Origin of the sequence: Brachybacterium hainanense, assembly GCF_042434575.1 — a bacterium.
Lineage (GTDB): Bacteria > Actinomycetota > Actinomycetes > Actinomycetales > Dermabacteraceae > Brachybacterium > Brachybacterium hainanense.
In genome coordinates this window covers 1-25,489 of the sequence record NZ_JBHLSV010000001.1, presented here as the reverse complement: position 1 = coordinate 25,489, position 25,489 = coordinate 1, and the positions used below count along the sequence as shown (strand labels likewise).

Here is a 25,489-nt window from a genome sequence, read left to right as displayed (position 1 = left end):
CACTGAGCAGGGCGAAGACGTCGCGTCCGTGCGCGGGACCCTGCTCGTTGTTCGTTACCTCTTCGAGACTTGCAACACAACAATACTTACATCTATGCTGACGACGCGGGCTTACAAGACGGTTCGTCCGCCTCTCCGGAGCGGCGCGGTCGCAGAGGATCGGCGCCCGAGACACCAAGGAGCATCCATGCAGCGTCGCACCTTTCTCCTCGCCCCCCTTCCCCTCGCCGCAGGCCTCGGGCTCGCCGGCTGCGGGAGCGCCGGCGGCGGCAGCCCCGAGGGCGAGCTCAACGTCCTCGTCTCACCGCACACGATCACCTCGACCCTCGAGGAGCGGATCGCGGAGTTCGAGCAGGCCCACGACGTCACCGTCAACCTCACCTCTCTCAACGAGGACCAGGTCTCCCAGCAGCTGCGCGTGGAGTACGGCGCCGGGAACTTCGACACCGACGTCTTCCTCTTCCGCCCGCTCCAGGACCAGGCCCAGTTCGAGAACAACGGCTGGCTGCTGGACCTGTCGGAGTACGTGACGGAGGACGGCTACGACTGGGAGGACTTCGGGGCTCCGGCCCGGGAGGCCTCCACCTCGCGCGAGGGCCAGGTCGTCTCGGTGCCGCTCGGCACCGCGCGGCAGATGCTCTTCTACCGCAAGGACCTCTTCGAGGAGGCCGGGCTGTCCGGCCCTCCGGCGGATCTCGAACAGCTCGAGCAGTACGCGGCGGCCCTCACGAGCAGTTCGGTGCGAGGTATCGCCCTGCGCGGCCAGCGGGCGCAGGCCGTCACCACCTTCGCGCAGTTCCTGTACGCCCACGACGGCGACTGGAACGTGGACGGCGAGCCCTATGGCGACGCCGCGATCAACAGCCCCGAGGCTGTCTCCGCTCTGGAGTACTACGGCCGGATCCTGCGGGAGTCGGGCCCGGACGGCGTGCTCAACATGTCCTGGGCAGAAGGCACGGCGCAGTTCCAGCAGGGGCATGTCGCGATGTACATCGAAGGCGACGACCGCTGGCCCGAGTTCACCGACCCCGAGGTCTCCACCCTCACCGAGGAGCAGGTCGGATACGCCCCGAGCCCCGCGCACACCAGCGTGGTCCCCGCCCAGGCTCTCGGGATCGCCTCGGGCTCCAGCAAGCCGGACATCGCCTGGGCGTTCGTGAAGTGGGCCTCGAGCAAGGAGATGGCAGCGGCGATGCAGAGCAAGGGCGTCATGGGCGCCCGCGACTCCGCCTGGGAGTCGCCCGAGACGGCCGAGGTGTTCCCCGAGGAGGTCATCGCCGTGGTCCAGGCGGGCAACGCCGACGGCATCCCCTACGACCGTCCGCGGATCGTCAAGGTCGGCGAGGCCCGCGACGCCATCGGCACCGCGATCGCCACCGCCATCGAGGGCGGGGACATCGCCGCCGCGGCGGAGTCCGCGAACGCCACGTTCCAGGGGCTGCTCGATGCCGAGAAGTCCGAGTTCGGGATCAGCTGATCAGCGTCCCGCCTGAGCCCAGAGTCTCGAAGGAGGATGTCATGACCACCGCCGCTGTCCGGGCCACCGGGAAGCCCGGCATCGCTGCGCAGGAGCGGAGATTCAGGATCTCGTTCCTCCTGCCGGCGCTGACCGTGAGCCTCGCCCTGGTGGCGTTCCCGATCGTCTACACGCTCTACATGAGCACCACCGCGTGGAGCGGGACCGCGCTCAACCCGCCCCGGTTCACCGGGTTCGAGAACTTCGCGGCCCTGGTGGAGCCCGGCAGCAGATTCCTCGGCGCGGCCGGACGCACGGTGCTGTTCACCGCCGTCACGGTCGTGGTGGAGGTGGCGGTGGGCTACGTCGTCGCTCTCGCGCTGCGCAAGCCGTTCCGCGGGGACGGGATCGTCCGCACGATCGCCCTCATCCCGGTGGTCCTCACACCGGTCGCGGTCGCGATGGCCTGGATGCTCATCCTCGACTCCGGCATCGGGCTGGCCCCGCGGATCCTGGAGCTGGTGGGGATCAGCGGCCACCAGTTCCTCTCGGACCCCTCGGCTGCCCTCGGCTGGCTCATGGTGATCGACGTCTGGCAGTGGACGCCCATGATGGTGCTGATCCTGCTGGCGGGCCTCACCGCCCTGCCGGAGGAGCCCTTCGAAGCCGCGGAGGTGGACGGCGCGAGCCCGCTGCAGCGCTTCTTCCACATCACCGTCCCGCTGATGCTGCCGGTGATGTTCTCGGCGATCATGCTGCGCCTGGTCGACTCGCTCAAGACCTTCGACATCATCTACGCGACCACCAAGGGCGGGCCCGGATTCGCCACGGAGACGCTGAACACCTATGCGTTCGTGCAGGCCTTCGAGTACACGAACTTCGGCTCCTCGGCATCGGTCGTCGTGGGCTTCATCCTCATCGTCGTCGCGATCACCGCCTCTCTCGCGATCGTGCAGAACCGCGCGGAGGCGATCCTGCGATGACCCTCGCCGCCCCCGCACCCGCCGCCGACCGCCGGGCGGACACCGTCTGCCCCGACCCCGATGGAGGATCCGTGCACCGTCGACGCCGACCGCGCTCCGCGTCATCGTTCCTGCGCGCAGCGGTCATCCTCGTCTTCACCCTCTGGTGCGCTCTGCCGCTGGTGTGGATGGTGCTGTCCGCCTTCAAGACCAACGTGGACATCAACAACGTCTCCCGGCTGCTCGTCTTCACCCCGACCCTGAAGAACTTCGAGACGATCCTCGCCAGCTCGAACCTCGTCGAGGCGGCATGGAACTCGCTCATCGTCGCCGTCGGCTCCACCGCGCTGGCGGTGCTCCTGGGACTGCCCGCGGCCTACGTCATCGCCCGCTACTCGATGAACAGGACCGCTTTCGTCCTGCTCGTGATCCGCATGCTCCCCGGGATCATCTACCTCATCCCCTGGTACATCATCTTCACCCGCATCGGCCTCGTGGGCAGCTATGCCTCGCTGATCCTCAGCCATCTCGTCATCGTCATGCCGATGACGATCTGGATCATGATGGGCTTCTTCGCGACCGTGCCGAGAGAGCTCGAGGAGGCCGCCTCGATGGACGGCCTCACCCGCGCCCAGGCCTTCGTCCGGATCGTCCTGCCGGTGGTGCGCAGCGGGATCGCCACCGCCGCGCTGCTGAGCTTCATCTTCTCCTGGAACCAGCTGCTGTTCTCCATGGTGCTCGGCTCCTCACGGCTGAAGACGCTGCCGGTGGCCCTGTTCGACTTCATCGGTTACGCCTCGATCGACTGGGGCGGCCTGATGGCGGCGGCCGTGCTCATGAGCCTGCCGATCTTCGTCTTCTCCATCGTCGCCCAGCGCCACATCGTGGCCGGGCTGTCCGCAGGCGCTACGAAAGGCTGACCACGTCCCATGGCTTCCACCACCGCCCGGCCCGACTCCGCTCCGGCCACCGCCCTGGATGACCGGTGCGCCCACACCCTCCGCAAGCTCGCGGTCGAACAGGTCCTCGCCGCGGGCTCGGGGCACTACGGCTTCCCGCTCGGCGCCGCGGACCTCGTCGACGAGCTGTTCTCCCGCTACCTCCGCTTCGACGGGACCGCCCCGCAGTGGCCGAACCGCGACCGCTTCGTGCTCTCGGCCGGACACGGCTCGGCGATGCTCTACGCCGTCCTCCACCTGGCCGGATACGATCTCACCGCCGATGACCTCCGCGCCTTCCGCACCCTGCACTCCCGTACGCCCGGCCATCCCGAGCGCGGCGAGACCGACGGGGTCGAGGTGACCACCGGTCCGCTCGGGCAGGGGCTGGCCAATGCGGTCGGCCTCGCCATCGCCGAGACCGCGCTGCGCGCGCAGCTCGGGGCCGATGTCATCTCGCATCGCACCGTGGTCCTCGCCTCCGACGGCGACCTCATGGAGGGCATCGCCTACGAGGCGGCCGCGCTCGCCGCCGAGCAGCGCCTGGGGAGCCTGATCGTCTGCTACGACGACAACGACATCGTCATCGACTCCGCGGCATCATCTGTGATGAGCTCCCAGGGCGTCTGCGACGCCTTCGCGGCGCTCGGCTGGCGGATCGTGGAGGTGGCCGACGGGAACGACCGCGCGGCCCTGCGGGAGGGCCTGGACGAGGCCTTCGAGCAGGGCGACGGTCGGCCGACGCTGGTCCGGGTCCCGACGGTCATCGGGCTCCTCTCGCCGAGGGCCGGCACCTCCGCCTCGCATTCCGGAGCGCCGACGACCGAGGAGCATGAGGAGATCGTCCGCGCCCTCGGGCTGGAGGACGTCGGCCCCTTCGAGGTGCCCGCCGACGTCGCCGACCGCTGGCAGGCGGTCCGTGAATGCGGTGCCGCCCTGCGCAGGCAGTGGGAGGAGGCCCAGGGCGAGGCGTGGGATCGACACGCCCGCGAGCTCGCCGAGAAGGTCGCCGAGGCCCGGGAGCGCATCCTGGAGCTTCCCGCGCCCACCGCTCCCGTGGCGACCCGCGTCTCCTCCTCGCGCGCGCTCGCCGCGCTCCCGGGGCTCGACGTCGGCATCCTCGGCGGCTCGGCGGATCTCGCCGGAGCCACCGGCACCGTGCTCGCCGACGGGGGGATCTTCGGTCCCGACGATCGCCGCGGCGCGAACATCCGCTTCGGGGTGCGCGAGCACGCGATGGGGGCGATCGCCAACGGCATCACCGCTCACTCCGTGCTGCGCGGCATCGGCTCCACCTTCCTCATGTTCGCGACCTACGAGGCGAACGCGCTGCGCATGTCCGCGATCCAGCGCCTGGGCGCGATCCACGTCTTCTCCCACGACTCGATCCTGGTGGGGGAGGACGGCCCCACCCACCAGCCGGTCGAGGTGCTCCCGTTCCTGCGCGCCATCCCGGACTTCGAGGTGTGGCGCCCGGCCGATGACCTCGAGACCCGGGTCGTCTGGGCAGAGGTCCTCGCGACCCCGGATCGCCCGGCGGCGATCGTGCTCAGCCGCTCGGGGGTGGACCAGATCCAGGCGCTCCGCACCCCGGACGACATCGCCGCCGGTGCGTACGTCGCCCATGACGCGGACGAGCCGGAGGCGGTGGTCTTCGCGACCGGCGCTGAAGTCACCACCGCCGTGGACGCCGCGCAGCGCGCCGCCCATCGCGTCCGCGTCCTCTCCGTGCCCAACCTCGAGCGGTTCCGGGACATGCCCCGCGATCGGCGTGAGGAGCTCGCGCCCTCGTCGCTGCCGCGGATCTGCGTCGAAGCCTCCCACCCGATGAGCTGGTACGGCATCGCTCGCGACGGGGACGCTGTGATCGGCGTGAGCGGCTTCGGGGCGTCCGCGCCCGCCGCGGATGTCGCGGCGGAGCACGGGATGACCGCGACGGCGGTGTGCTGCGCGATCGAGCGGGCGATCCAGTGACCCTCGGCGGCAGGGGTGCTCGCTCGCGCGGCCGCGGCCCTGCCGCCCATGGTGCTCCCTGCAGCTCTGCGCTGCCGTGCCGGCTGGTGGCCTCGTCCTCGACCGCCCGTCAGCCGCGGTCCCCGGTCAGCGTCGCCGCCGGCAGCCAGTCGGCGCCGAGCAGCCGTGCCACGTCGCCGAGGCCCGCGGTGTCGCCGCCCACGGTGTCGGAGGCGGCGGCGATGCGCTCCACCATCAGCTTGCTCACCTGCTCCTCGACGGTGCCCTCGGCATAGGCGATGTGCCAGGGGGAGACCTGCTGGTCGCGGTGGGTGCGGCCGGTGACCTGCCGGCCGGCGATGCCCGAGAAGCGGGCCTGGTGGAACAGGCCCACGCGCGGCAGGGGGCTGGCCTGCTCCCCGTCGGGCAGGGTCTCCCCGGCGTGGAGGCTGATGGAGGCGACGGTGGTGAACACGCACACCGGTGCCTGCCCACGCTGGAAGCGGAGCCGCTGCTCCTCGACGTCGAAGCGGTCCCGGCCGTAGATCGTGGCGACCTCGATCCCGGCGTCCTGCAGACGTTCCACGATCGGGTCCGCGGCGGTGTCCACGAACTCGACGGAGCAGGCCACCTGGCGCTCGGCCTCGACCTGCTGCGCGATCCACGCGACCGTCGAGTCCACGCGGATCAGGCCCGCCTTCTGCCGGAACCGCAGCAGCGCGGCCCGGCCCTTGGCGGTGGAGCGGCCGCGCCGGGCCAGATCCATCTCGCGGCAGAACTCGCCCCATTCGGCCTCGTACGCCGCGTGCTCCGCGGGCGTGAGCGCGACCGGCATCCCGGAGATCGGCACCGGCCCCCAGGGCGCCGCGCGGTGCAGCATCGCGACGGGACGTGCATCGGCCAGCCAGCCGCGCACCCGCGCGAGGTCCTCGGCGCGGCGGGTCGCATCGCTCGTCCAGGTCGCGCCGTAGCGGCCCTTCTCGAGAGCGATGCCATGCCGCTCGAGAGCATCGGCGAAGGTCGCCTCCGGCCGGGTGGCCGAGGCCCACCGCGACATCGGCTCCCCGTGGGCCTGCGCGTAGGCGGGGGCGAGGTAGGGCAGCTCGAGCGGGGTGTGGCCGGGCGTCGCCGTGGTCGCGATGACGAACGGCGCCGCCGCATGCTCGCTCCGGTGGCCCGAGATCTGCGCCCAGAGCTTCCAGCGCTTGGTGGAGGTGCGGCGCAGCGCGTGCGCCTCGTCGGCGATGATCACGTCCCAGTCGTGGTCCGCGACCTTCTCGAGGCGATCCCAGGTGATGACGACCCATTCGAGGCCGCTGTCGCCGAGCGCGGTGATGCTCCGGCACCAGTGACCGATCGTGATCGCGGCCGGGCGGTCGGCGACGACCAGCACCCGTCGGGCGCCGCGCAGGGAGCCGACGGCGCTCGCGCCCAGCACAGCGGAGATCGTCTTGCCGACGCCCGGCTCATCGGCCAGCAGGAACATCCGCCCGCCCGCGGCCGCGCGCTCCGCGATCGCATCGGCCGCTTCGAACTGGGCCCGGCGCGGCTCGAGATCCTCCGCGGGCGGCGGTACAGGAGCAGGATCTCCGGGGTTGAGGGAGTTCTCGAGGAAGCGGCCCAGCGTGTGCGGGCCGGGGGCGTAGGGCTGCAGGTGCGCGGGCAGCGCGCGACCCACGAACAGGTGCATCCGCACCGCGGGGTGCCAGGACGCGCCCTCGACCTGCGTCCCGTAGGGGACGTCGAGCACCCACAGGCGCTCGCCGGGACCCACGAACGGCAGCTCCCGGGGTGCGGACCGCGCCCCCGTGCGGCGGGAGGAGCGGCGGCGGCCGCGAGTGCTGGATCGGCGGGTGCTGCTCACCCCGCGACCCTACCGGGACCGTCCCGCCGGGGCGTCGAGCGCGGTCCGTGCGCGCACGCGTCCCCGGGCTGCGCTCTGCGCACCCCACCGGCTCGCCGCTCGCCCCCGTGCCTGCGCGGGGACCACTCTCCGGCGAGCTCGTCCATCATGTACGAGTCCGCCGAGAGCACCTCCGCTCCGAGGGCAGGTTCGGGGGCAGGCCTCAGCTGCCTGCGCGGTGCCAGCCCGTCTGCCGGACCCAGCGCGCCGGCGGAACGAAGTCCTCGTCCCAGGGCATCGGCTCGTAGGGGCGGCAGGCAGGATCGCCGGCTCCCGGCCACGCCCGACCGAAGGACCGGCGGCATGGGCAGGTCAGCGGTGTGTTCGGGTTCTGCAGCACCCGGAACCGGGGCGGGCGGATCCTGACGGCGTAGTCGAGCCTCGCGTCCGCGAGCAGATCCGATGCCGCTGTGCTCACGTGCAGGTACGCCCCTGGGCAGCCGTAGCGCTGGGATCCCGGCGGCGCATCCCCGGGAACGGTGAACACCCAGGCGGTCCCGCTGCACCCGCCCGGCTCGGCGTCGACCAGCAACGCCCCGCCGAGCTCCTCGATGCGGGAGATCGCCGCGAGCGTGACGGTGAAGGGCGGCAGCATCGTGCTCATGCCCCGATCCTCGGGCAGGTCGAGGACAGCTCATGTCCGCGATGTGCCCGGGCGCCTGCGCGAAGCGTCCGCATCCTCTCCCCAGGATCTTCCCGGTTCGGACCCGGGCCCTGCTCCGATGCGGCCATACGCTCAGGCCATGAGCACATTCCGGGAGGGCGGGACTCCGCTCGAGGCGCGGATCGACGCGGTCGCCGCACGTCGCCTGCAGGCCCTCGCCGCCGATGCCGGGCCGCTGCGACGCGGCATGATCGAGCTGGCGGTGTTCACGCTCAAACAGGCCTGGGCCTGCATCTTCGGCGCCGCGATGCTCGCGCTGCTGGTCCTGGCCCGTCTCGTCTACCCCGATGACGCGGTGCTCGTCCGTGCCGACGCCCTGGTCCTCGCCGCGGTCGCGCTGCAGATCGCGATGGTGGCCCTCCGCCTCGAGAGCGGGCGGGAGCTGTGGGTGATCGTCCTGTTCCATGTCGTGGGCACGGCGATGGAGGTGTTCAAGACGCAGGTGGGCTCGTGGTCCTACGAGACGGACGGCATGCTGCGCATCGGTGCGGTGCCGCTGTACACGGGCTTCATGTATGCGGCGGTCGGCTCGTACATGGTGCGCGTGTTCCGCCTGTTCGACCTCCGCTTCCGCCGGTATCCGCCGCTGTGGGCGACCGCGGTGCTGGCGGCGGCGATCTACGTCAACTTCTTCGCCCACCACTACCTGCCCGATGCGCGCTGGGTGCTGCTGCTCGCCGTCGCCGCCCTGTACGGGCCGTGCGTCATGAGCTTCCGCAACCACCGCGGAGGTACGCGGTACCGGATGCCGATCCTGCTGGCCTTCCTCGGCGTCGCCTTCTTCCTGTGGGTCGCGGAGAACATCGGCACCGGCGCGGGCGCATGGATCTACCCCCACCAGCAGGCGGGCTGGGAGATGGTGCCGCTGGCGAAGCTGGTCTCCTGGCTGCTGCTCATGCTGATCTCCGTCGTGCTCGTGACCGCGGTGTACCGGCCGCGGGCGGAGGAGGACGTGATCCGGGTTTCCTCCGGCGGGAGGACCACCTAATATCTAAGCATGAGTGAAGATTCGAAGAGATGCACCTTCGGGCCGGACAGCCAGTACGCCGATGTCGCGGCGGAGGTGTTCACCCTCCTGTCCGATGCCACCCGGATCCGCATCATCCTCGCCCTGCGCGAGGGGGAGATGTCCGTGGGCGCGCTCGCCGAACGGATCGGGAAGTCCCCGACGGTCATCTCCCAGCACCTCGCCAAGCTGCGCTGGGGACGGATCGTCGAGCCCCGCCAGGAGGGCACCCGCGCGTTCTACCGGCTGATCGACGAGCACGCCCGACAGCTCGTCGCCCACGCCGTCTTCCAGGCCCAGCACGTCCTGGACCCAGCGCCCGCCCACCACGGCAGCGCCCATCCGGCCCCCGAGGACCTGCGATGACCCAGGCCGCGGAGCGCGAGTCCCTGTGGCGTCGCATCGACCGTCGCGACCTCGCCCGCACCGTCCTCGTCGCGGTCTGCGCGCTCGCGGTGGGCCTCGGGCTGACCGGGCCCTGGCCTGCCGTGCCGATCCTCGCGGTCGTCGGGATCGTCGTCGGCTGCTGGCCCATCGCGACCGAGGCCCTCGAGGACGTCCGCCACCGCCGCATGAGCATGGAGCTGTCGATGCTCATCGCGATCGCCGCCGCGGCCGCGATCGGAGAATGGACGACAGCTCTGGTCATCACCGCTTTCGTGCTCGCCGCGGAGATCCTCGAGGACCTCTCGATGGACCGCGGACGCGACGCCCTCACCGACCTCATGAGCTTCCTGCCCCAGACCGTGCAGCGCCGCCGGGGCAGCGAGGTCGAGACCGCCGCCCTCGCCGAGGTCGCCCCCGGGGACGTGCTCGTCATCGCCCCCGGCGGCAGCATCCCGGTGGACGGGACCGTGGTCGCCGGGCGCTCCGCCGCAGACCAGTCCCGCATCACCGGGGAGCCGCTGCCCGTGGACATCGGCCCCGGGGACGCGGTGCCCTCCGGCTCGATCAACCAGGTCGGCGCGCTCGAGATCCGCGCCGAGCGCGTGGGCGCCGACTCCCCCTACGGTCGGATCATCGCCGCCGTCGAGCAGGCGCAGGCCTCCGAGCCGCCCGTCCAGCGCCTCGCCGACCGGCTCGCGGCGGCCCTCGTGTACCTCGCCCTCGCCGGCGCCGCCCTGACCTTCGCGATCACCCGCGACCTCACCGCGACCATCTCCGTGGTCGTCGTCGCCGGGGCCTGCGGCATCGCCGCCGGCACCCCGCTCGCGGTCCTCGCCGCGATCGCCCGGATCGCCCGGTCCGGCGCCTTCGTCAAGGACGGCGCCCACCTCGAGGAGCTCTCCCGCGTCGACACCGTCGTCTTCGACAAGACAGGAACCCTCACCACGGGGGAGCCGAGCGTCCTGGCCGTGCAGGCGACGGGGGACGTCGACGAGGAAGGGCTGCTGGTCCTCGCCGCCTCCGCCGAGTCCTACTCCGAGCACCCCCTGGGGCGGGCCATCACCGCGCACGCCCGCGCGCAGCATCTTCCGGTGGGCCCCTGCGCCGACTTCGTCTACCTGCCCGGCCAGGGCGTGCGGGCCCGCGTCGCCGGGCGGACCGTCACCGCCGGAAGCCGCGCCCTCGTGGCCGATGCACCAGAGGCCCTCCCGGAGCAGGAGGCGGCGACCGCCGTGCACGTGGCGCTGGACGGCGCCTACGCCGGGACGATCCTGCTGGCCGATGCGCTGCGCGACAGCGCCCAGGACGCCGTCGCCGCGCTGCACCGCCGCGGGCTGCGCACCCTCATGATCACCGGCGACCAGGAGGCCACCGCCCGCGCCGTCGCCGCGCGGCTCGGCATCCAGGACGTCCGTGCCGGGCTCCTGCCGGAGCAGAAGCTCGCCGCGATCGACGCCGAGCGCGCCGCCGGGCATCGCCTCGCGATGGTCGGCGACGGCGTCAACGATGCACCGGCGCTCGCCCGCGCCCAGGTCGGCATCGCCATGGGATCGGGCACCGACATCGCCCGCGAGAGCGCCGACGTCGTCCTCATCAGCTCCGACCTGCACGACCTGGTCCGCACCCAGCACGTCGCCCGGCGGGCCCGCCGCATCGTGATCGCGAACTTCGTGGGCACGATCGTGATCGACCTGATCGGCATGGGCCTCGCCGCCGCGGGGCTGCTGTCCCCGGTCGCCGCCGCGTTCATCCACGTCGGCAGCGAGACCGCGTTCATCCTCAACTCCGCGCGGCTGATCCCGGGCCCGTCCTCCGGGCGCGGATCCGCTCCCGGTCCTGCGCCCGCGCGGGCCGCAGCCATGGCGGATACACCCACAGAGGCATGATCGTGCGACAGCCGAACAGGACGGCCGCCGCGAGCAGGAGGGCGAGCTCGCCGATCACCGCGACCGGCGGGCACCGGGGCGGGGGAGGCGAGAGGGATCGCGGGGAAGGCAGGGTGCGTTCGGGAAAGCCGTACATCATGGACGTGATGTACGTGTCTTCCCGGCGACCATGCCCTCCCCGGAGCCCCTCCGCGAGCGGGACGTGCGCTGCGGATCAGCGCGGCCGGCGCTCCTGGCGCGAGCCGATGTACCCGCCGACCCCGACGGGCCGGTCCTGGTACCAGTAGGCCACCGTCGCCAGATCGTCGCAGCGCTCGAACAGGCCGCCGTCCCAGTCGCCGATCATCTGCTGGGTGATGCGCAGATCGGAGGCGAAATGGATCGGATCCACGAGGTGCCAGCGGTACATGTCGAACTGCGGGGGCATCGCGCGCTCATAGTTCGAGAACTTCGTGGACTCCTTCGTGGCGACCCGCGTGAAGCCGAGCGAATGGCTCGAATAGGTCTGCGGGACCGGCTCGGGATTCTTCTGCAGGCCGTCCTGGAAGGCCCAGGAGCCGCCCACGTAGTCCTCGAGGCCGGTGCTCGTGAGCGAGGGCCAGCGGTCATCGCCGTCGACGAAGAACTTCAGCTCGCCCTCGCCCCACCAGAACCGCTCGAGGGAGGTGAGCGAGAAGAACGTCCCCAGGTACATGCCGCGTCCCCGGACGCCGTCCAGCACGACATGGTCCTGCCCCCGGGCGAGGTCCCCGTTCGAGCGCCGCCACTGCGCGTGGAAGTACCCGGTGTCCTCGCCCAGCTCGTCGCCGGTGGTCGCATCGACCTGGTAGAAGAAGCCGCGCACCGTATCCGGATGCTCGCTGCGCACCACGATCCGGGCGCGGCTGCGGAACGGCATGGCGATGAAGCTGTTGAAGCCGGAGTTGGGGGCGACCACGATCGGCAGCGAGTCCACGCGGCTGGAGACCGCTCCGCCGCAGCAGAAGAAGTCCCCCAGCGGGGCGATCACCGAGGGCTCCTCCGCATCGTCCCAGGTCATCTCGAGCACCAGGTTGCGGTAGACGAAGGGGTCCGTCTCCGTCATGGCGGCGCAGGTGATCCAGATGTGCCGGATCACGCCGGGCCCCTCCACATCGGCGAGCACCAGCTCCTCACCCGGACGCAGGTCCGTGGCGGGGGAGCCCTTGCGGCCCACGCCCAGGCGGGAGGCGGACTGGGCGGCGACGCCCTTGCGGCCCTGCGGGTTCTCCGCGTTGAAGCTGCGGGAGGTGAGGCCGCGCGGCATGCGGGTCGGGTCGACGATCTCGAACAAGGAAGCTCCTCGGGTCATTTCACGGCACCGGCGGTCACGCCGTTGCTCAGGGTCCTCTGGAAGATGAGGAAGAAGACGATGGTGGGGACGAGGGACAGGAACGAGCCGGCGTTGACGACCGTCATGTCCACGGTGTGCTGGCCGCGCAGGGTCGCCAGCGCGATCGGGATGGTCTGGGCGCTCTGATCGCTGAGCAGGACGACAGGGATGTAGAACTCGTTCCACGTCCAGATGAAGAAGAAGACCATGAGGACCGACCGGGTGGGCCGGAGCACGGGGGTGACGATGCTCCACAGGATCCGCCACCGGTCCGCGCCGTCGACGCGTGCGGCCTCCAGCAGCTCCCGCGGGAACGTGCCCAGCACCCCGGAGAGCAGATACGTCCCGAAGGCGCCCTGCAGGACGATGAAGATGATGGTCACCGACCAGATCGTGTTCAGCGTCCCCGTCGCCTGCGCGAGGTAGAACAGCGGGTAGATGAGCGCCTCCTGCGGGATCATCGTCGCCAGCAGCAGGATCGCGAGGACCCCGGTGCGCATGCGGATCCGGCCGATGCCGATCGCGTACGCGGCCAGCAGCGAGAGCAGGACGCCGCCCGCCGCCACGAGGCTCGAGATGACCACCGAGTTCAGGAGCGCCCGCGGGAAGTCGACGATCTCGAGGTACGTGCGGACCGGCCCCAGGTCCAGATGCTGCGGCCAGGCGAGCGCCCCGTGGGTCGAGTAGTCGGCCGGGCTCTTGAAGGCGTTGAGCACGACCAGCAGGAACGGCGCCAGCACCGCGAGCGCGGCCAGGACCGTGAGGCCCAGGACGAGCACGGAGCCGGGGCGCAGCCGCGCAGGCAGGCCTCGGCCGCGAGGCGCGGCCTGCGCGGGGGAGCGGTCGGCGAGCAGGGTGTCAGGCATTCTCGGTCCTCCTCTGGAACCAGAGCATCACGAGGGCGACGACGAGGATGACGCCCGCCATCACGGTCGCGATCGCGGAGCCGTACCCGACCTCCGAGAGCTCGAAGAAGTTCCGGTACGCGTAGTAGGACGGGACGACGGTGGAGCCCTCGGGTCCGCCGCCGGTCAGGATGAGGATCGGCGCGAACACCTTGAGCGCGGCGACGGTCGCGGTGAGGGAGACGATGAAGATCTCCGGGCGGATCTCCGGGATCGTGATCCTTCGCAGCTGCTGCCCGAAGGAGGCGCCGTCCAGATCCGCCGCCTCGTACAGGGAGGGGTCCACGCGGCCCAGCGCCGCCATGAAGATGACCAGCGGATATCCCAGCTGCAGCCACACCATCATGAGCATCACGGTGAGCATCGCGATCCGCGGGTCGCCCAGCCAGTCCGGCGGGTCCTGCACGCCGATGCCGCGCAGGAAGGAGTTCACGGCCCCGGCGTCGGTGTTCATCACCCAGCTCCAGATGAATCCCGCGACCGCGATCGGCAGGATCTGCGGGAGGTAGAAGCTGCCGCGCAGGAAGCTCGCGATCCGGCTGCCGTACCGGGGCGCGACGAGGTTGAACAGGAGCGCCGCGAGGACCAGGCCCGCGAGCGTCGGGACCACCACGATCGCGACGATCATGAGCAGCGAGTTCTGGAACGAGCGCCAGAACAGCTCATCGGACAGCAGATCCGTGTAGTTGCGCAGGCCCACCCATTCCATGTCCGAGGCCCCGCCGCGCCAGTCGAACAGGCTGATGCCCACGTTCGCGAGCAGCGGGATCAGCACGATGACGAGGAATCCTGCGGTCATCGGCACCAGGTAGGGCCAGTAGCGCTCGCGCGGCCGGGACCGAGGGCGCGCCGGGGCGAGAGGGGAGGCGGCGGTCACCGGGCGGTCCCCTCGTCGTAGAAGGTCTGCAGCGCGTCCAGGAACTGCGCGGCGGTCTCGTTCCCGTTGGACATCTTCTGCATGTGCTCCTGGATGAAGTCCAGGAAGCCCACGACCGGGTAGTCCGGGTAGTAGGAGAGCTCGTTGTCATCCATGAGCTGCACGAATCCCTCCGTGTAGGCCCGGATGCGCTCATCGGTGATCGTCGCGGGATCCCCGGCGATCGGCAGCCCGCCCTTCTCACCGATCAGGTCCTGGATCTCGGGGGAGAGGGTGATGTCGATCCAGTCGTAGGCGAGCTCCTTGTTCTTCGCCCGCTCCGGGACGCCCCACAGGTGCCCGGAGGAGCCCATGACGAGGTGCGCGCCCGGCATGGTGATCCAGCTCCAGGCGAAATCGGCCTCGGAGATCGCGCGATGGAACACGCCGTGGTTCCACATGACCATCGCGGCCTTCCCGCTGAGGAAGTTGACGGTCGCCTGCTCGAAGTTCAGACCGGAGATCCCGGTGCCGACGTAGCCGCGCTCGATCCACGCCTGGAACCGCTCCGTGCCCTCCTTCCAGGCGCCGGAGGAGAAGTCGACCGGGCCGCGGACGAACATGAAGTCGTCGATCTCCTCGCGGGACGCGGAGGCGCACACGAGCGAGTACCAGATCCACATCTGGTTGAAGCCCTGGCTGGTCGCGGCGGAGCTCGCGATCGGCGTGATGCCGGCGGCGAGCAGGGCGTCCATCCCGGCCTCGAGCGCGTCGAGGTCCGTGAAGTCCGCGCTCACGCCGTGCTCGGCGAGGAGGTCCTCGTTCAGGAAGAGGGTGACGTACTCGCCGATGTTCGGGATCCCGTACCAGTCGCCGGAGCCGGCCATGCCGTCCTCGTACTGGGCGAAGGAGCGCATCGACTCGCCGACCTTCTGGTCCCAGCCGCGCTCGGTCACGACGTCGGTCAACGGGGAGAGCAGGCCCTGCGCGGCGAGCTGGCCGCCGTCGGCGTTGCCCTTGTTGAACTCGATGACGTCCGGGACGTCGTTCCCGGCGAGGGTGATCTTCGCGTTCTGGCGGACGGCGTCGAAGCTGGTCTGCTGGAAGTCGACCTCGACATCGGGATGCTTCTCCTGGAACAGCTCGAGGGCGCGCTTCCAGGCCTCGCCCTGGGCGGAGGTCGGATCCTCGTACTGGAGGATCCTGAGGGACTTCCCGTCCCCTTCGCCGGAGGAGCCGCAGGCGGTGAGCCCGGTGGCGAGGGCGGGAAGAGCGGCGGCGGCGCCGAGCGCGCCGAGGGTCTGTCGACGGGTGAACGTCATCGTTCGAGCCTTTCTGATGAAGGAACAGCGGGGCGGACGGAATCACGGTGGATGAGCGGACAGGGGACGGTGATGCGGAGGGGATCGGAGCGGGGATGCTCGATCCGATGGACGAGCTGACGCACCGCTTCGGCGCTCATGCGCTGGTGCGGGAGCTCGACGGTCGTCAGGCGCGGGCTGAAGAACTCGGAGGTGTACTCGACGTTGTCGAAGCCGACGATGCTGAGGTCCTCGGGAAGGCGCAGACCCCGGGCCCGGGCGGCCTGGGCGACGCCGAAGGCGGTGCGGTCCGAGAAGCAGAACAGGGCCGTGGGCGGCTCTGACCCCGCCCGTTCGAAGAGCTGGTGGGCGGCCTGCTCCCCGGCGGAGATGGAGGGGTCCGCGGCGTTGACGATCAGCGGGGCGGCCCCGGAGCCGAGGTGCTCGCGCAGCGCCGCACGGAAGCCGCGCTCGCGCAGGTGCCGGGCGAGGTAGCGGTCGTCGTCCACCCCGATGTAGCCGATGCGGGTGTGCCCCGCCGCGAGCAGATGCGCGGTCGCCTCGAAGGAGCCCTGGACCTCGTCGGCGATCACCTCCGTGACCACCGGGTTCGCGCCCGTGCTCACGCAGTCCAGGAACACGAAGGGCGTCGAGTCCGGGACGCCGGGGATGCTGCGGCGCCGGTAGAAGTCCGCGGCGAAGACGATCCCGTCCACGTCGCGCTGCAGCGCCGTCTCGATCGCCTCCGCCTCCGCGCCGGGAGCGGAGGAGACCGGGATCGTGATGAGGATGTAGCCGGCATCCGTCGCCGCGGCCTGCGCGCCGCCGGTCATCGCCGAGAGGAACGGGTCGTCCGGGCTGGTCCGGCAGATCAGGGCGATCGCGTGGCTCTTGTTGAGCTTCAGCCCCAGGGCGTGCAGGTTCGGCGTGTAGCCCATCTCCTGCGCGGTCGCCCGGATCCGCTCCGCGAGCGGTGCGTTCACCCGCCCCTGGTCCTTCCGGTTCATCGCCAGCGACACCGTGGACACCGAGATGCCCAGGTGATCGGCGATGTCGCGCATCCGCACCATGGCTGCTCCCTCCGGTCGTCGTCAATCGATTGATGACGGACGGTAGGGGCGTCAATCGGTTGACGCAACGGGCGGGCGGAAGGTGATCGGGATCATGATCCGACCTGCTGGTCCGCTATCCTGCGCCGGATGGGACGCCGAGGGACGGCTGCCCTCCTGCCTCAGCACCTCGGGAACGGAACCCTCATGGAGCACGTGGATCTCATCGCCGCCATCGACGTCACGCCGGGGGAGGTCGACGCCGTCCGGGACCTGCTCGCGCAGTACGCCGAGGAGGTGCGCAGCGAGGCCGGTAACCTCCGGTTCGAGGTGTATGCGGCGGATGGCGAGCCGTCGCGCATCCTCGTGGTCGAGCGGTATGAGGACCCGGCCGCATTCGAGGTTCATCTCGCCGATCCGCGGAACGCCGCGTTCAACGCCGCCCTCGAGGACGTCCTCGACGGGGCGGGGTCGCGTCTGACGATGCTGCGCCGACTCGTCTGACGGGGGACGTCAGGCGCCATCGGGCATGGGATCGCCTCGGCGCAGGGTCAGGCGGGTCTCGATCCGGGTGCTGCGCACGGGGGCGGAGTCATGCGCGATGCGTCGTTCAAGGGTCTGGGCGGCCTGAGCGCCCAGCGCCTCCGCGTCCTGCGCGACCACGCTCACCCCTCCGTGCACGACCTCGGCCAGAGGGAAGTCGTCGAAGGCGATGAACGCGTCGGTCCCCGCATCGAAGCCGGCGCGGAGCATGGCCAGGGTGGTCAGCGAATTGCCCGAGACCATCGCCGTCGGAGGATCGGGAGTGCTCCGCAGCCAGGTGAGGTGACGGCCGATCCGCGCGGGGTCCGGACGGTGCTCGTAGACGAGCGCCGCATCGTGGGTGATGCCGCGTGCGGCGAGGGCGTCGCGGTAGCCGCTGAGCCGTTCGCGCTGGGTGAAGACCTCTGGCGCGTCGCCCAGGTAGGCGATCCGGTGGTGCCCCTGGGACAGGAGGTGCTCGACGGCGCGCCGCATGCCGCCGACGTTGTCCGAGAGCACGAGGTCCGTCTGCGCTCCGAGGACGGGCCGGTCCACGCAGACCACGGCCGTCCGCCCCAGGGCGCGTAGCAGCCGGGGCCGCGGGGCACGCGTCGGCGCCAGGATGATGCCATCGATCTGTCGTGCCGCCAGCGCCTGCAGCGTCTCCGCCTCCCGCTTCGGGTCGCCCATCGTCGAGGAGACGATGACGATCGTGCCAGGAGCGATGGTGTGCTCCACGGCGAGGGCGAGCTGGGAGAAGAAGGGCTCCGAGATGTCCTCGACGACCATGGCGATCGAGCCCGAGCTGGTGCTGCGGAGGTTCTGAGCCGCGGGGTTCGGCCGGTACGCCAGGGCGTCGATGGCCTCCTGCACCCGAGTCCGCAGAGCATCCGAGACGTAGTTCTCGCAGTTCAGGACGCGGGAGACGGACTTGATGCTCACCTCGGCGCGCGCCGCGACGTCCCGGATGGTCGGGGGCCGGTCCGCAGCTGCGCGCGGACCCGCTGACGGACGCGGATCAGACAACGGTGTCATACGGTGCCATCTGGCCTTTCGTCGCGAGGGGGTGGGTCTCCGGACCTGATGCGGCCCTCGGCGCCGCAGACAGGGAGCCGTGCCGACCGGAGACTGGCGACAAGGATGTCATAGCGACGGGGGAGACCTTCGCGAGGACATCGACCATCGATCAAGGAGGATGAAGAGGCATGCGACGACGCAGCTTCTTGGGCGCTGTCGGGGCGCTCGGACTGGCCGGCGCCACCAGCGCCTGCGCCGGGCCCGAGACGATCCCAGGGGACGCCCTGCAGTTCTTCAACGACGCCGCGTCCTGGGAGCCCGGCTACCTCGCCGCCGGCGACGTGCTGCGGGAGCGGACGGGCTGGGGGCTCTCTCCGCAGACCATCCCCAACGCGTCCTCGTACGAGCAGGTGATCCGCTCGCTGCTCCAGACGAAGAACCCTCCCGATCTCGTGAAGTGGGGAAGCGGGTACCGGATGCGCGATCTCGCCCGCGCCGGCTCCCTCGCCGAGCTCAGCAGCGCCTGGGACGCCTCCGTCGCGGCGGGGTGGCTCGACGACGCGATGCGCGAGGACTTCACATATCAGGGCGGCATCTACGGCATGCCGTTGATCCAGGGCTACTACGTGATGTTCTACAACGTGGAGGTCTTCGGACGGCTGGGCCTCGAGGCGCCGACGACGTGGGACGACTTCCTCGCCGTGTGCCACGCCCTCAAGAACGACGGCGTCACGCCGATCGGCACGACCCAGATGAACATCTGGCCGGTCGCGAACTGGTTCAGCATGCTGGCTGCCGCCTACGACGCGCCGTGGTACCGCGCCCTGTGCCGGAATGAGGCAAGCTTCCTGGACGACCAGGCCATCGGGTTCATGGAGCTGTGGCAGGACATGATCCGCCAGGGCCTGCACACCAGCGCCGACTCCGTCGGCGACAACTTCCCCTCGATGCTGGCCTCCGGTCAGATCGGCATGCAGCCGACGCCCGTGAGCTGGAGCACCCAGTCGATGGAGCTCGCCGGCATGGAGTCCGGGAGCGGGTTCGACGCGTTCCTCCTGCCCGCCGTGCAGGCTCCCGCTCCGACCGTCGTCACGGAGATCGCCGGACTCGTTGTCCCGGACCGGTCTCGGCATCTGGCGGAGGCGACCGAGGCCATGGCGTCCTGGCTGGCCCCCGACGTGCAGCAGCCCTGGTCCGACTTCCTCAACGGCTCGAGCGCGAACCTCCAGGTCACCTGGTCCGATCCGGTCAGCCAGCGGCTCCAGGACATGATCCGTGACGACGGGGTCGACGTCGTGAACCGGTACTGGGAGAACTCGCCACCCCCGCTGGTGGTCGGGGTCACCCAGGACCTCGGAGGGTTCATGGCCGATCCCTCCGACCCGCGCGGGGTCCTCGAGTCCCTGCAGCGCAAGGCCGAGTCCGAGTGGTCCTACTGGCAGGAGGCGACCCGATGAGCACGATCCTCGATCCGCAGGCCGCACTCGCCGCGCAGCGACGACGCGACCGCCTCGTCCGCGGGGCGCCTCGTCTCGCCTTCCTCGCCCCGGCCGTCCTCCTGGTCGCACTGCTCGCGCTGCTGCCCTTCACCATCACAGTCGGCCGCAGCTTCCTCGACGACTCCGTGACCGATCCCGGCTTCGCGGGGCTCGCCAGCTACGCCCGGCTGGTCACCGACCCGGTGATCGTCCTGTCCAGCGTCAACACCCTGTTCTGGCTCGTGGGCACGGTCGTGATACCCGTGGGCCTGGGCCTCGCGATCGCGGCGCTGACGAACTCGGTGCCCTGGGGCCGCTTGGCCCGCCTGTCGATCGTCCTGCCGTACGCCCTGTCCGGCACCGCAGTCGCCGTGGTGTGGAACTTCGTGCTGCAGGACTCCGGGGCTCTCAACTCCCTGCTGCGGGGCCTGGGCCTCGGGACGCTCGCCCAGCCCTGGCTGCTGAACTGGCCCGGGAACACGATCGCCCTGATCATCGCCAACTCCTGGCAGGCCACGGGCGTCGCCGTCATCCTCTACCTGGTCGGCCTGCAGGGAATCCCCCGCGAGACCATCGAGGCCGCGGCCCTCGACGGCGTGGACGGGATCCGCCGATTCCGACTGATCGTGGTGCCGCAGCTGCGCACCTCGACCGCGGTGGTGATGGGCATCAGCCTCGCCGGAGGACTGAAGGCCTTCGACCTCATCTGGGTGCTCACCAACGGCGGTCCGGGGCGCGCCACCGAGACCCTCGCCGTCTCGATGTACTGGCAGAGCTTCGTCCTGCAGCGCCCCGGGTCCGGGGCCGCCATCGCCGTGGTCCTGACGATCATCGTCGTCGCCGTCTCCGTCGCGTACCTGCGCAAGCAGCTGCGCACCCACTGAGGAGCACTCCATGAAGACTCTTCGTTCCGTCGCCGTCGTCCTGATCTCCGTGATCTGGTTCGTCCCGTCCTACCTCATCATCGTCAATGCCTTCACCCCCAGCGACGCCTACACGGGAGAGGCCCGCTGGGTGCCGGGCGGGGCCGCGCTCCTCGCGAACATGGCGGCGGCCTGGGACGCCGCGAAGCTCGGCCCCTCCATGCTCAACAGCCTCGCCTACGCGGTGATCGCCGGGCTCCTCGCGGTCCTGGTCGCGGCCGTCGCCGGCTTCGCGGTCACCGCCATCCCCGGAGGGCGGCGAGTCCTGTGGTTCTGGGTCATCTATGCCGGCTCCCTCTTCCCTGCCCAGGCCTTCCTGCGGCCGCTGTTCACCGGATACGCCGAGAGCGGGCTCTACGACACCCGGCTGGGGCTGCTCCTGATCTACGTCGCCACCTGCATACCCTTCTCGTTCTTCATCCTGCGGAACCACATGCTCACCCTCCCGTCGGAGATCGCCGAGGCCGCGCAGCTGGACGGTGCGGGGTGGTGGCGCATCTTCACGGGGTTCTTCCTGCCGCTGAGCCGGTCCGCGCTCGCCGCGGCCTTCATCTTCCAGTTCGTGTGGGTGTGGAACGAGCTCCTGTTCGGCATCACCCTCAGCTACAGCGAGAGCATCCGTCCGGTGATGGCGGCCCTCGCCGGCCTGCAGAGCGCCTACGGGACCGTCGGCCCGCCGGTGGTCCTCGCCGGTGCGCTGCTGGTCTCCCTGCCCACCGTCATCGTCTTCCTCGCCTTCCAGCGCGTGTTCGCCTCCAGCCTGGGCGGCACGCGGATCTGACCCGGTCCGGCGCCCCAGCGCGCCGGGTCGCAGCGGAGCCGCGGCTCCGGTCCCCTTGACCCGACCCCGATCGAAGGATTGATCAGCACCATGCCCGACGTGTACTACCAGCATCCCGGCACCTGGTTCGGCGACTGCATGCCGTTCTTCCATGACGGCGCCTTCTACCTGTTCCATCAGCGCGACGGCCGCGACCCCGGTCCGCTGCCGGACTGCGAGCCCTTCGGCTGGCACCTCGTCCGCACGACCGACTTCGTGGAGTACGAGGACCTGGGGGAGGCGATCGTCCGCGGCGGCGAGCACGACCAGGACCAGTTCATCTATGCCGGCTCCGTGTTCGAGGCCGAGGGCACCTTCTACGCGATGTACACCGGCTACAACCGCGACCATTTCGCGGACGAGGGGAAGCCCTCGCAGGTCCTCATGATCGCCGAGAGCGACGACCTCATCCACTGGCGCAAGACCGACAGGTCCCTGGTCGCGCCCCAGGACGGGTATGACCCCGACGACTGGCGCGACCCCTGGGTCATCTACGACGAGGACGCCGGACAGTGGGTGATGATCCTCGGCACCCGCAAGGCCGGGCCCAAGACCCAGCTGAGCGGCTCCACGGTCTACTTCACCTCGAGCGACCATGAGACCTGGGAGTTCCAGGGCGACTTCTGGGCCCCGGGCCTGTTCACCATGCATGAGATGCCCGACGTCTTCCGCGAGGGCGACTGGTGGTACCACCTCGTGACGGAGTACAGCGACAAGTCCACGACGGTCTACCGTCGCTCCCGCTCGCTGTACGGGCCCTGGGAGGCCACCGATGACGACGCCTTCGACGGCAGGCCCTACTACGCGGCACGCTCCGTCTCGGACGGGGAGCACCGCTACCTTGTCGGCTGGGTCGCCACCCGCTGGGAGGACGACGACACCCGGACCTGGCAGTGGGGCGGCACCCTCGTCGTCCACGAGGTCGTCGTGCGCGAGGACGGAACCCTGGGCACCAAGATCCCCGATGCCGTACAGCGGCATCTCCGCGGCACCGAGGTGGCGGCGGCCGCGCCGTTCGCCCTCTCCCGGGCCGATGGCAGGGCCGAGCAGCTCCTTGCCGAGACCGCGCCGCGGCCCTGCCTGCTCGAGACGACGATCCGCGTCGCACCGGGCACCCGCGAGGTGAACCTGCGCTTCGGCGAGGACCGCGCGACAGGGGTGGGCTACCAGTTCTCCCTGATCATCGACGAGCGACGGCTCGAGTTCGACAAGCGGCCCAACTGGCCGTGGGGCCAGCTGGACAGCCGCGGACTCGATCGGCCGCTGCCGGACATCGCGGACGGGGGCGAGCACCGCCTGCAGCTCGTGCTCGACGCGGACATCGCCGTGCTGTACGTCGACGACGTCGCCCTCAGCACCCGGTTCGAGGCACCGGCCGGGACGGCGGTCCTGCTCGAGGTGATCGAAGGGGAGGCGGAGGTCAGCGCGACCGTGCTCTCCACCGCAGCTGCGAAGCCCAGCTGAGGCGTCACGGGCAGCCGGCGCCGTGCACCTCGAGCAGGTGCACGGCGCCGGCCCTCATCGGACGACCGTGATGACTCCGGTGATGATGAGGGCCGTCAGCGTCGTCCAGCCGACGATCGCGATGCCCTGCCACAGCAGGATCCATCCCTTGCGGACCCCGGTCGCGGCGAGCATCGTCGCGGTGAAGTGGGTGGGCAGCAGCAGCGGGCCCAGCAGGCTCACACCCGGGACGCCGAAGCGCTCGTAGGCGCGCTGGAACTTCTCACGGCGAGCGGCGGCGCGCGGAGACACGTCCGAGCTCTCCGGGAGCGCATCGGCCCCCTCGGCATCGACCGCCGCAGCTCCGTCGGCGCCGACGGCGGCCGGAACCTCCGTGCGGACCGTGCGGCGGCTGCGGGCGACGACCGCCCGACGCGCCCCGGAGCTCGCGAGGACGAGCACGGCGACGACGAGGAAGTTCCCGGCGATCGCGGCAAGAGCCGCGACGATGGGCGGGACGCCGCCCAGGATCCCGATCGCGGCACCTCCCTCGCCCTCGACGAAGGGGATCATGCCCGCGAGCGCGGACACGAGCGGTTGCAGCGGCCCGGGCAGGTGGCCCAGCAGGTTCTGGAGATGGTCGATGAGGTCCATGAGGTGCTCCTGAGTTCTCGGGGACCGGGCCGGTCCCGGGGGATGTCTCCAGTCCACTGCCTGTGAGCGCTGCGCAGAAGTGCTCCCGCGTCATCGACGCCCGGGTGGAACACCCGCCCGGACCCTGACATATGTCATGGCTGTAGCGTGGCCGCATGAGCGACGTGTCTCGTCCTGCCGCGCAGGCCGCAGAGGATCGAGCCCGGTCCTTGCCGCTGCGGCGCAGCGTCACCGCGACCTGGTGGTACGTCGCTAGCGGGATCGTCTTCTTCGAGCTCTGCCTGGTGCTGCTGATCGTCGCGGGGCTCGCCGCGGGCGGCACCGGACGCGCCCTCCAGCTGGGCATCGGCCTCGCAGGCATCGCCTGGGGGTCGCCGCCGGGCTGATCGTCCTGGCCGACTACCGGCGCCGCACCCCCGGATCGCCGCTGCTGCGCTGGCCCCGCGCGGTCGGGCCGCTGACGGCCTCGGTGCTGCCGGGATGCGCGGCGGGGCTCGCGACAGGGCTGTGGATCATCGCAGTGCTGCCCCTCGTCCAGATCCTGCTGCTGCTGAACTGGCCGCCGGGGATGCGGCTTCGCCTCGCGATCGCGGTGACCGTGCTGCTGGTGGCGCTCGTCGCCATCGACTCCCGCCAGGGCCCCGCCGCGCAGGCAGGGGAGCGCTGGTACCAGCTGGTCCTGCTCGTCATGATGCTGCCGCTGGTGTCGGTCTCGCCGCCAGGTTCCGTTCCGTGCCGCTCGAGGACGAGCTCGCCAACGCCGCGGACCTGCTGCGCGCCGCCGGGGCGCACGTCGACCTGGACGTCGCACCTCAGGTGCCGCGCGCGCCCGCTCACGTGCTGGGCCCCGTGATCCGCGAGACGACCACCAACGTCCTGCGCCATGGCGGCGGCCGATGGGCGCGCCTCGCGCTCCATCTCGACGGAGCCTCCTGGCGATACGAGATCGTCAACGACCTGCCGGTCGCGCCCGCCGCGCCGACGCTCATGCCCGGCTCCGGGACCGGCCTCGCCGGCATCGACCGACGCCTCCAGGAGAGTGGAGGAGCCCTCGACGTGCGGGAGGAGGACGGCACCTTCGCCCTCGTCGCCACCGTCCCCGATCCGGCAGGGAGCCCTCGATGATCCGCGTGCTCCTGGCCGATGACGAGGGCATGATCCGCTCCGCCCTCGCGGCACTCCTGCGCCTCGAGAGCGACATCGACGTCGTCGCCGAATGCGCCGACGGCGCAGATGCCCTCGAGCAGGCGCAGCGGCTGCGGCCCGATGTGTGCCTGCTCGACCTGGAGATGCCGCGGATGGACGGCGTCGAGGTCGCCGAGCAGCTGCGCCGCAGCCTCGCGACCCGCTGCGTGATCGTCACCCGGCATGCCCGCCCCGGGGTGCTGCGCCGGGCCCTCGCCTCCGGGGCGGCGGGATTCCTGCCCAAGTCGCGCGGGGCCGACGAGGTCGCCGCGGTGATCCGCCGCGTCGCCGGTGGCGCCCGCTACGTCGACCCCGAGATCGCGGCCGATGCCCTCAGCGACGAGCGCTCCCCGCTGACCGACCGGGAGCTGGACGTGCTGCGCGCTGGTCGCGGCGGCCAGAGCACGCGGCAGATCGCACAGGCCCTGCACCTGGCCCCCGGGACGGTGCGCAACCACATCTCCGCCGCACTCGGGAAGCTGAGAGTGGAGAACCGGCAGCAGGCCGTCGCGATGGCGGAGGAGCGGGGGTGGATCTGACCCGCTCGGGGCGACGGGGGCGACGCGTCAGATCAGGTGTATGCCGGCATCCGCTTATGCGCGCCCTCGTGGTCGATCGCCGGCGCAGCAGCTGCGCCTCCAGCCAGGACTGCTTCCGCGCGGGGGCCAGGACGGCGAAAGCCTGACGGAGCTGCGGCTCCTCGTCATCAGCAGCCAGCGCGCCGTCCCGCTGGGTCAGACCCTATGAGGGTGGTGGGTTGCGGTGGTCTTGTGGGCCGGGGCCTCACCGTGCAGAGTTCGTGGATCACCCGGACCGGACAGGGGTCGGGG

At 70.9% G+C, this 25,489-nt stretch carries 25 protein-coding genes; 15 read left to right on the top strand and 10 right to left on the bottom strand.

The window, feature by feature from the left end; translation table 11 throughout:
• Positions 1 to 187 precede the first annotated feature (187 nt).
• The 4 genes from ACFFF6_RS00125 to ACFFF6_RS00110 are packed head-to-tail and all read left to right on the top strand — an operon-like array spanning position 188 to position 5,330.
• On the top strand, positions 188 to 1,477 hold the full coding sequence (locus ACFFF6_RS00125; protein WP_376977093.1) for an ABC transporter substrate-binding protein: 1,290 nt from the start codon (positions 188 to 190) through the stop codon (positions 1,475 to 1,477).
• Between the two features lie 41 nt (positions 1,478 to 1,518).
• Positions 1,519 to 2,439, top strand: coding sequence for a carbohydrate ABC transporter permease (locus tag ACFFF6_RS00120; RefSeq protein ID WP_376977091.1), 921 nt, complete (start codon positions 1,519 to 1,521; stop codon positions 2,437 to 2,439).
• Positions 2,436 to 3,338 (top strand): carbohydrate ABC transporter permease, encoded by a 903-nt coding sequence (locus ACFFF6_RS00115; RefSeq protein ID WP_376977090.1) that lies wholly within the window; start codon positions 2,436 to 2,438, stop codon positions 3,336 to 3,338. The genes ACFFF6_RS00120 and ACFFF6_RS00115 overlap by 4 nt, the downstream gene beginning before the upstream one ends.
• Before the next feature lie 9 nt (positions 3,339 to 3,347).
• Positions 3,348 to 5,330: a thiamine pyrophosphate-binding protein gene (locus tag ACFFF6_RS00110; RefSeq protein WP_376977088.1), complete on the top strand. Its 1,983-nt coding sequence runs from the start codon at positions 3,348 to 3,350 to the stop codon at positions 5,328 to 5,330.
• 109 nt (positions 5,331 to 5,439) lie between these two features.
• Here ACFFF6_RS00110 and ACFFF6_RS00105 read toward each other — a convergent pair whose 3' ends face one another.
• A complete protein-coding gene (locus ACFFF6_RS00105; RefSeq protein WP_376977086.1) occupies positions 5,440 to 7,173 on the bottom strand; it encodes a DEAD/DEAH box helicase in 1,734 nt (577 codons plus the stop codon).
• A 202-nt stretch (positions 7,174 to 7,375) separates the two neighbouring features.
• Positions 7,376 to 7,816 (bottom strand): HesB/IscA family protein, encoded by a 441-nt coding sequence (locus ACFFF6_RS00100; RefSeq protein WP_376977085.1) that lies wholly within the window; start codon positions 7,814 to 7,816, stop codon positions 7,376 to 7,378.
• Positions 7,817 to 7,955: 139 nt separating this feature from the next.
• On the opposite strand from ACFFF6_RS00100, the gene ACFFF6_RS00095 reads away from it, so the two are divergent.
• Genes ACFFF6_RS00095 through ACFFF6_RS00085 form a run of 3 tightly spaced genes read left to right on the top strand, consistent with a single transcriptional unit; the run spans position 7,956 to position 11,155 of the window.
• The gene (locus ACFFF6_RS00095) at positions 7,956 to 8,864 is read left to right on the top strand and encodes a DUF817 domain-containing protein (protein ID WP_376977083.1); all 909 of its coding nucleotides are present in this window, start codon (positions 7,956 to 7,958) and stop codon (positions 8,862 to 8,864) included.
• Positions 8,865 to 8,873: 9 nt separating this feature from the next.
• Positions 8,874 to 9,248: an ArsR/SmtB family transcription factor gene (locus ACFFF6_RS00090; protein WP_376977082.1), complete on the top strand. Its 375-nt coding sequence runs from the start codon at positions 8,874 to 8,876 to the stop codon at positions 9,246 to 9,248.
• Complete coding sequence (locus ACFFF6_RS00085; protein WP_376977080.1) at positions 9,245 to 11,155, top strand: heavy metal translocating P-type ATPase; 1,911 nt, start codon at positions 9,245 to 9,247, stop codon at positions 11,153 to 11,155. The genes ACFFF6_RS00090 and ACFFF6_RS00085 overlap by 4 nt, the downstream gene beginning before the upstream one ends.
• Positions 11,156 to 11,369: 214 nt before the next feature.
• Here ACFFF6_RS00085 and ACFFF6_RS00080 read toward each other — a convergent pair whose 3' ends face one another.
• The 5 genes from ACFFF6_RS00080 to ACFFF6_RS00060 are packed head-to-tail and all read right to left on the bottom strand — an operon-like array spanning position 11,370 to position 16,638.
• Positions 11,370 to 12,467 carry a glycoside hydrolase family 172 protein gene (locus tag ACFFF6_RS00080; protein ID WP_376977078.1) on the bottom strand — a complete coding sequence of 366 codons (1,098 nt, stop codon included), beginning with the start codon at positions 12,465 to 12,467 and terminating at the stop codon, positions 11,370 to 11,372.
• 14 nt (positions 12,468 to 12,481) lie between these two features.
• Positions 12,482 to 13,372, bottom strand: a complete 891-nt coding sequence (locus tag ACFFF6_RS00075; RefSeq protein ID WP_376977076.1) for a carbohydrate ABC transporter permease — start codon at positions 13,370 to 13,372, stop codon at positions 12,482 to 12,484.
• Positions 13,365 to 14,288 (bottom strand): carbohydrate ABC transporter permease, encoded by a 924-nt coding sequence (locus ACFFF6_RS00070; RefSeq protein ID WP_376977074.1) that lies wholly within the window; start codon positions 14,286 to 14,288, stop codon positions 13,365 to 13,367. Before ACFFF6_RS00070 ends, ACFFF6_RS00075 begins: the two co-directional genes overlap by 8 nt.
• On the bottom strand, positions 14,285 to 15,589 hold the full coding sequence (locus ACFFF6_RS00065) for an ABC transporter substrate-binding protein (protein WP_376977073.1): 1,305 nt from the start codon (positions 15,587 to 15,589) through the stop codon (positions 14,285 to 14,287). The genes ACFFF6_RS00070 and ACFFF6_RS00065 overlap by 4 nt, the downstream gene beginning before the upstream one ends.
• A complete protein-coding gene (locus ACFFF6_RS00060; protein ID WP_376977071.1) occupies positions 15,586 to 16,638 on the bottom strand; it encodes a LacI family DNA-binding transcriptional regulator in 1,053 nt (350 codons plus the stop codon). Before ACFFF6_RS00060 ends, ACFFF6_RS00065 begins: the two co-directional genes overlap by 4 nt.
• Positions 16,639 to 16,824: 186 nt before the next feature.
• Here ACFFF6_RS00060 and ACFFF6_RS00055 point away from each other — a divergent pair, with 186 nt between their 5' ends.
• Positions 16,825 to 17,121 carry a putative quinol monooxygenase gene (locus ACFFF6_RS00055; protein WP_376977069.1) on the top strand — a complete coding sequence of 99 codons (297 nt, stop codon included), beginning with the start codon at positions 16,825 to 16,827 and terminating at the stop codon, positions 17,119 to 17,121.
• 9 nt (positions 17,122 to 17,130) lie between these two features.
• On the opposite strand, the gene ACFFF6_RS00050 is transcribed toward ACFFF6_RS00055, so the two are convergent.
• Positions 17,131 to 18,174 carry a LacI family DNA-binding transcriptional regulator gene (locus tag ACFFF6_RS00050; RefSeq protein WP_376977068.1) on the bottom strand — a complete coding sequence of 348 codons (1,044 nt, stop codon included), beginning with the start codon at positions 18,172 to 18,174 and terminating at the stop codon, positions 17,131 to 17,133.
• A gap of 170 nt (positions 18,175 to 18,344) precedes the next feature.
• Here ACFFF6_RS00050 and ACFFF6_RS00045 point away from each other — a divergent pair, with 170 nt between their 5' ends.
• From ACFFF6_RS00045 to ACFFF6_RS00030, 4 genes are all read left to right on the top strand, one after another.
• A complete protein-coding gene (locus ACFFF6_RS00045) occupies positions 18,345 to 19,613 on the top strand; it encodes an ABC transporter substrate-binding protein (protein WP_376977067.1) in 1,269 nt (422 codons plus the stop codon).
• Positions 19,610 to 20,518 carry a carbohydrate ABC transporter permease gene (locus tag ACFFF6_RS00040; protein WP_376977066.1) on the top strand — a complete coding sequence of 303 codons (909 nt, stop codon included), beginning with the start codon at positions 19,610 to 19,612 and terminating at the stop codon, positions 20,516 to 20,518. Before ACFFF6_RS00045 ends, ACFFF6_RS00040 begins: the two co-directional genes overlap by 4 nt.
• Positions 20,519 to 20,528: 10 nt before the next feature.
• Positions 20,529 to 21,338, top strand: a complete 810-nt coding sequence (locus ACFFF6_RS00035) for a carbohydrate ABC transporter permease (RefSeq protein WP_376977064.1) — start codon at positions 20,529 to 20,531, stop codon at positions 21,336 to 21,338.
• Positions 21,339 to 21,428: 90 nt separating this feature from the next.
• Positions 21,429 to 22,841 carry a glycoside hydrolase family protein gene (locus tag ACFFF6_RS00030; RefSeq protein WP_376977063.1) on the top strand — a complete coding sequence of 471 codons (1,413 nt, stop codon included), beginning with the start codon at positions 21,429 to 21,431 and terminating at the stop codon, positions 22,839 to 22,841.
• A 54-nt stretch (positions 22,842 to 22,895) separates the two neighbouring features.
• Here ACFFF6_RS00030 and ACFFF6_RS00025 read toward each other — a convergent pair whose 3' ends face one another.
• Positions 22,896 to 23,474 (bottom strand): small multidrug efflux protein, encoded by a 579-nt coding sequence (locus ACFFF6_RS00025; RefSeq protein ID WP_376977062.1) that lies wholly within the window; start codon positions 23,472 to 23,474, stop codon positions 22,896 to 22,898.
• A gap of 155 nt (positions 23,475 to 23,629) precedes the next feature.
• Between ACFFF6_RS00025 and ACFFF6_RS00020 the strand changes: the two genes are divergently transcribed.
• The gene (locus ACFFF6_RS00020) at positions 23,630 to 23,860 is read left to right on the top strand and encodes a hypothetical protein (RefSeq protein ID WP_376977061.1); all 231 of its coding nucleotides are present in this window, start codon (positions 23,630 to 23,632) and stop codon (positions 23,858 to 23,860) included.
• Between the two features lie 13 nt (positions 23,861 to 23,873).
• On the opposite strand, the gene ACFFF6_RS00015 is transcribed toward ACFFF6_RS00020, so the two are convergent.
• Positions 23,874 to 24,164, bottom strand: a complete 291-nt coding sequence (locus ACFFF6_RS00015) for a hypothetical protein (protein WP_376977059.1) — start codon at positions 24,162 to 24,164, stop codon at positions 23,874 to 23,876.
• 42 nt (positions 24,165 to 24,206) lie between these two features.
• On the opposite strand from ACFFF6_RS00015, the gene ACFFF6_RS00010 reads away from it, so the two are divergent.
• Both ACFFF6_RS00010 and ACFFF6_RS00005 read left to right on the top strand, forming a co-directional pair.
• Positions 24,207 to 24,599, top strand: coding sequence for a sensor histidine kinase (locus tag ACFFF6_RS00010; protein WP_376977057.1), 393 nt, complete (start codon positions 24,207 to 24,209; stop codon positions 24,597 to 24,599).
• The gene (locus ACFFF6_RS00005) at positions 24,596 to 25,198 is read left to right on the top strand and encodes a response regulator (protein WP_376977055.1); all 603 of its coding nucleotides are present in this window, start codon (positions 24,596 to 24,598) and stop codon (positions 25,196 to 25,198) included. The genes ACFFF6_RS00010 and ACFFF6_RS00005 overlap by 4 nt, the downstream gene beginning before the upstream one ends.
• The last annotated feature ends 291 nt before the right edge of the window (positions 25,199 to 25,489 follow it).

What these genes read in the sequence shown, in the direction of transcription:
- ACFFF6_RS00125 (WP_376977093.1), top strand. Translation starts at nt 188, where the DNA reads ATGCAGCGTCGCACCTTTCTCCTCGCCCCCCTTCCCCTCGCCGCAGGC.
- ACFFF6_RS00120 (WP_376977091.1), top strand. Translation starts at nt 1,519, where the DNA reads ATGACCACCGCCGCTGTCCGGGCCACCGGGAAGCCCGGCATCGCTGCG.
- ACFFF6_RS00115 (WP_376977090.1), top strand. Translation starts at nt 2,436, where the DNA reads ATGACCCTCGCCGCCCCCGCACCCGCCGCCGACCGCCGGGCGGACACC.
- ACFFF6_RS00110 (WP_376977088.1), top strand. Translation starts at nt 3,348, where the DNA reads ATGGCTTCCACCACCGCCCGGCCCGACTCCGCTCCGGCCACCGCCCTG.
- ACFFF6_RS00100 (WP_376977085.1), bottom strand. Translation starts at nt 7,816, where the DNA reads ATGAGCACGATGCTGCCGCCCTTCACCGTCACGCTCGCGGCGATCTCC.
- ACFFF6_RS00095 (WP_376977083.1), top strand. Translation starts at nt 7,956, where the DNA reads ATGAGCACATTCCGGGAGGGCGGGACTCCGCTCGAGGCGCGGATCGAC.
- ACFFF6_RS00090 (WP_376977082.1), top strand. Translation starts at nt 8,874, where the DNA reads ATGAGTGAAGATTCGAAGAGATGCACCTTCGGGCCGGACAGCCAGTAC.
- ACFFF6_RS00085 (WP_376977080.1), top strand. Translation starts at nt 9,245, where the DNA reads ATGACCCAGGCCGCGGAGCGCGAGTCCCTGTGGCGTCGCATCGACCGT.
- ACFFF6_RS00075 (WP_376977076.1), bottom strand. Translation starts at nt 13,372, where the DNA reads ATGCCTGACACCCTGCTCGCCGACCGCTCCCCCGCGCAGGCCGCGCCT.
- ACFFF6_RS00065 (WP_376977073.1), bottom strand. Translation starts at nt 15,589, where the DNA reads ATGACGTTCACCCGTCGACAGACCCTCGGCGCGCTCGGCGCCGCCGCC.
- ACFFF6_RS00060 (WP_376977071.1), bottom strand. Translation starts at nt 16,638, where the DNA reads ATGGTGCGGATGCGCGACATCGCCGATCACCTGGGCATCTCGGTGTCC.
- ACFFF6_RS00055 (WP_376977069.1), top strand. Translation starts at nt 16,825, where the DNA reads ATGGAGCACGTGGATCTCATCGCCGCCATCGACGTCACGCCGGGGGAG.
- ACFFF6_RS00050 (WP_376977068.1), bottom strand. Translation starts at nt 18,174, where the DNA reads ATGACACCGTTGTCTGATCCGCGTCCGTCAGCGGGTCCGCGCGCAGCT.
- ACFFF6_RS00045 (WP_376977067.1), top strand. Translation starts at nt 18,345, where the DNA reads ATGCGACGACGCAGCTTCTTGGGCGCTGTCGGGGCGCTCGGACTGGCC.
- ACFFF6_RS00040 (WP_376977066.1), top strand. Translation starts at nt 19,610, where the DNA reads ATGAGCACGATCCTCGATCCGCAGGCCGCACTCGCCGCGCAGCGACGA.
- ACFFF6_RS00035 (WP_376977064.1), top strand. Translation starts at nt 20,529, where the DNA reads ATGAAGACTCTTCGTTCCGTCGCCGTCGTCCTGATCTCCGTGATCTGG.
- ACFFF6_RS00030 (WP_376977063.1), top strand. Translation starts at nt 21,429, where the DNA reads ATGCCCGACGTGTACTACCAGCATCCCGGCACCTGGTTCGGCGACTGC.
- ACFFF6_RS00025 (WP_376977062.1), bottom strand. Translation starts at nt 23,474, where the DNA reads ATGGACCTCATCGACCATCTCCAGAACCTGCTGGGCCACCTGCCCGGG.
- ACFFF6_RS00020 (WP_376977061.1), top strand. Translation starts at nt 23,630, where the DNA reads ATGAGCGACGTGTCTCGTCCTGCCGCGCAGGCCGCAGAGGATCGAGCC.
- ACFFF6_RS00015 (WP_376977059.1), bottom strand. Translation starts at nt 24,164, where the DNA reads ATGACGAGCAGGACCAGCTGGTACCAGCGCTCCCCTGCCTGCGCGGCG.
- ACFFF6_RS00005 (WP_376977055.1), top strand. Translation starts at nt 24,596, where the DNA reads ATGATCCGCGTGCTCCTGGCCGATGACGAGGGCATGATCCGCTCCGCC.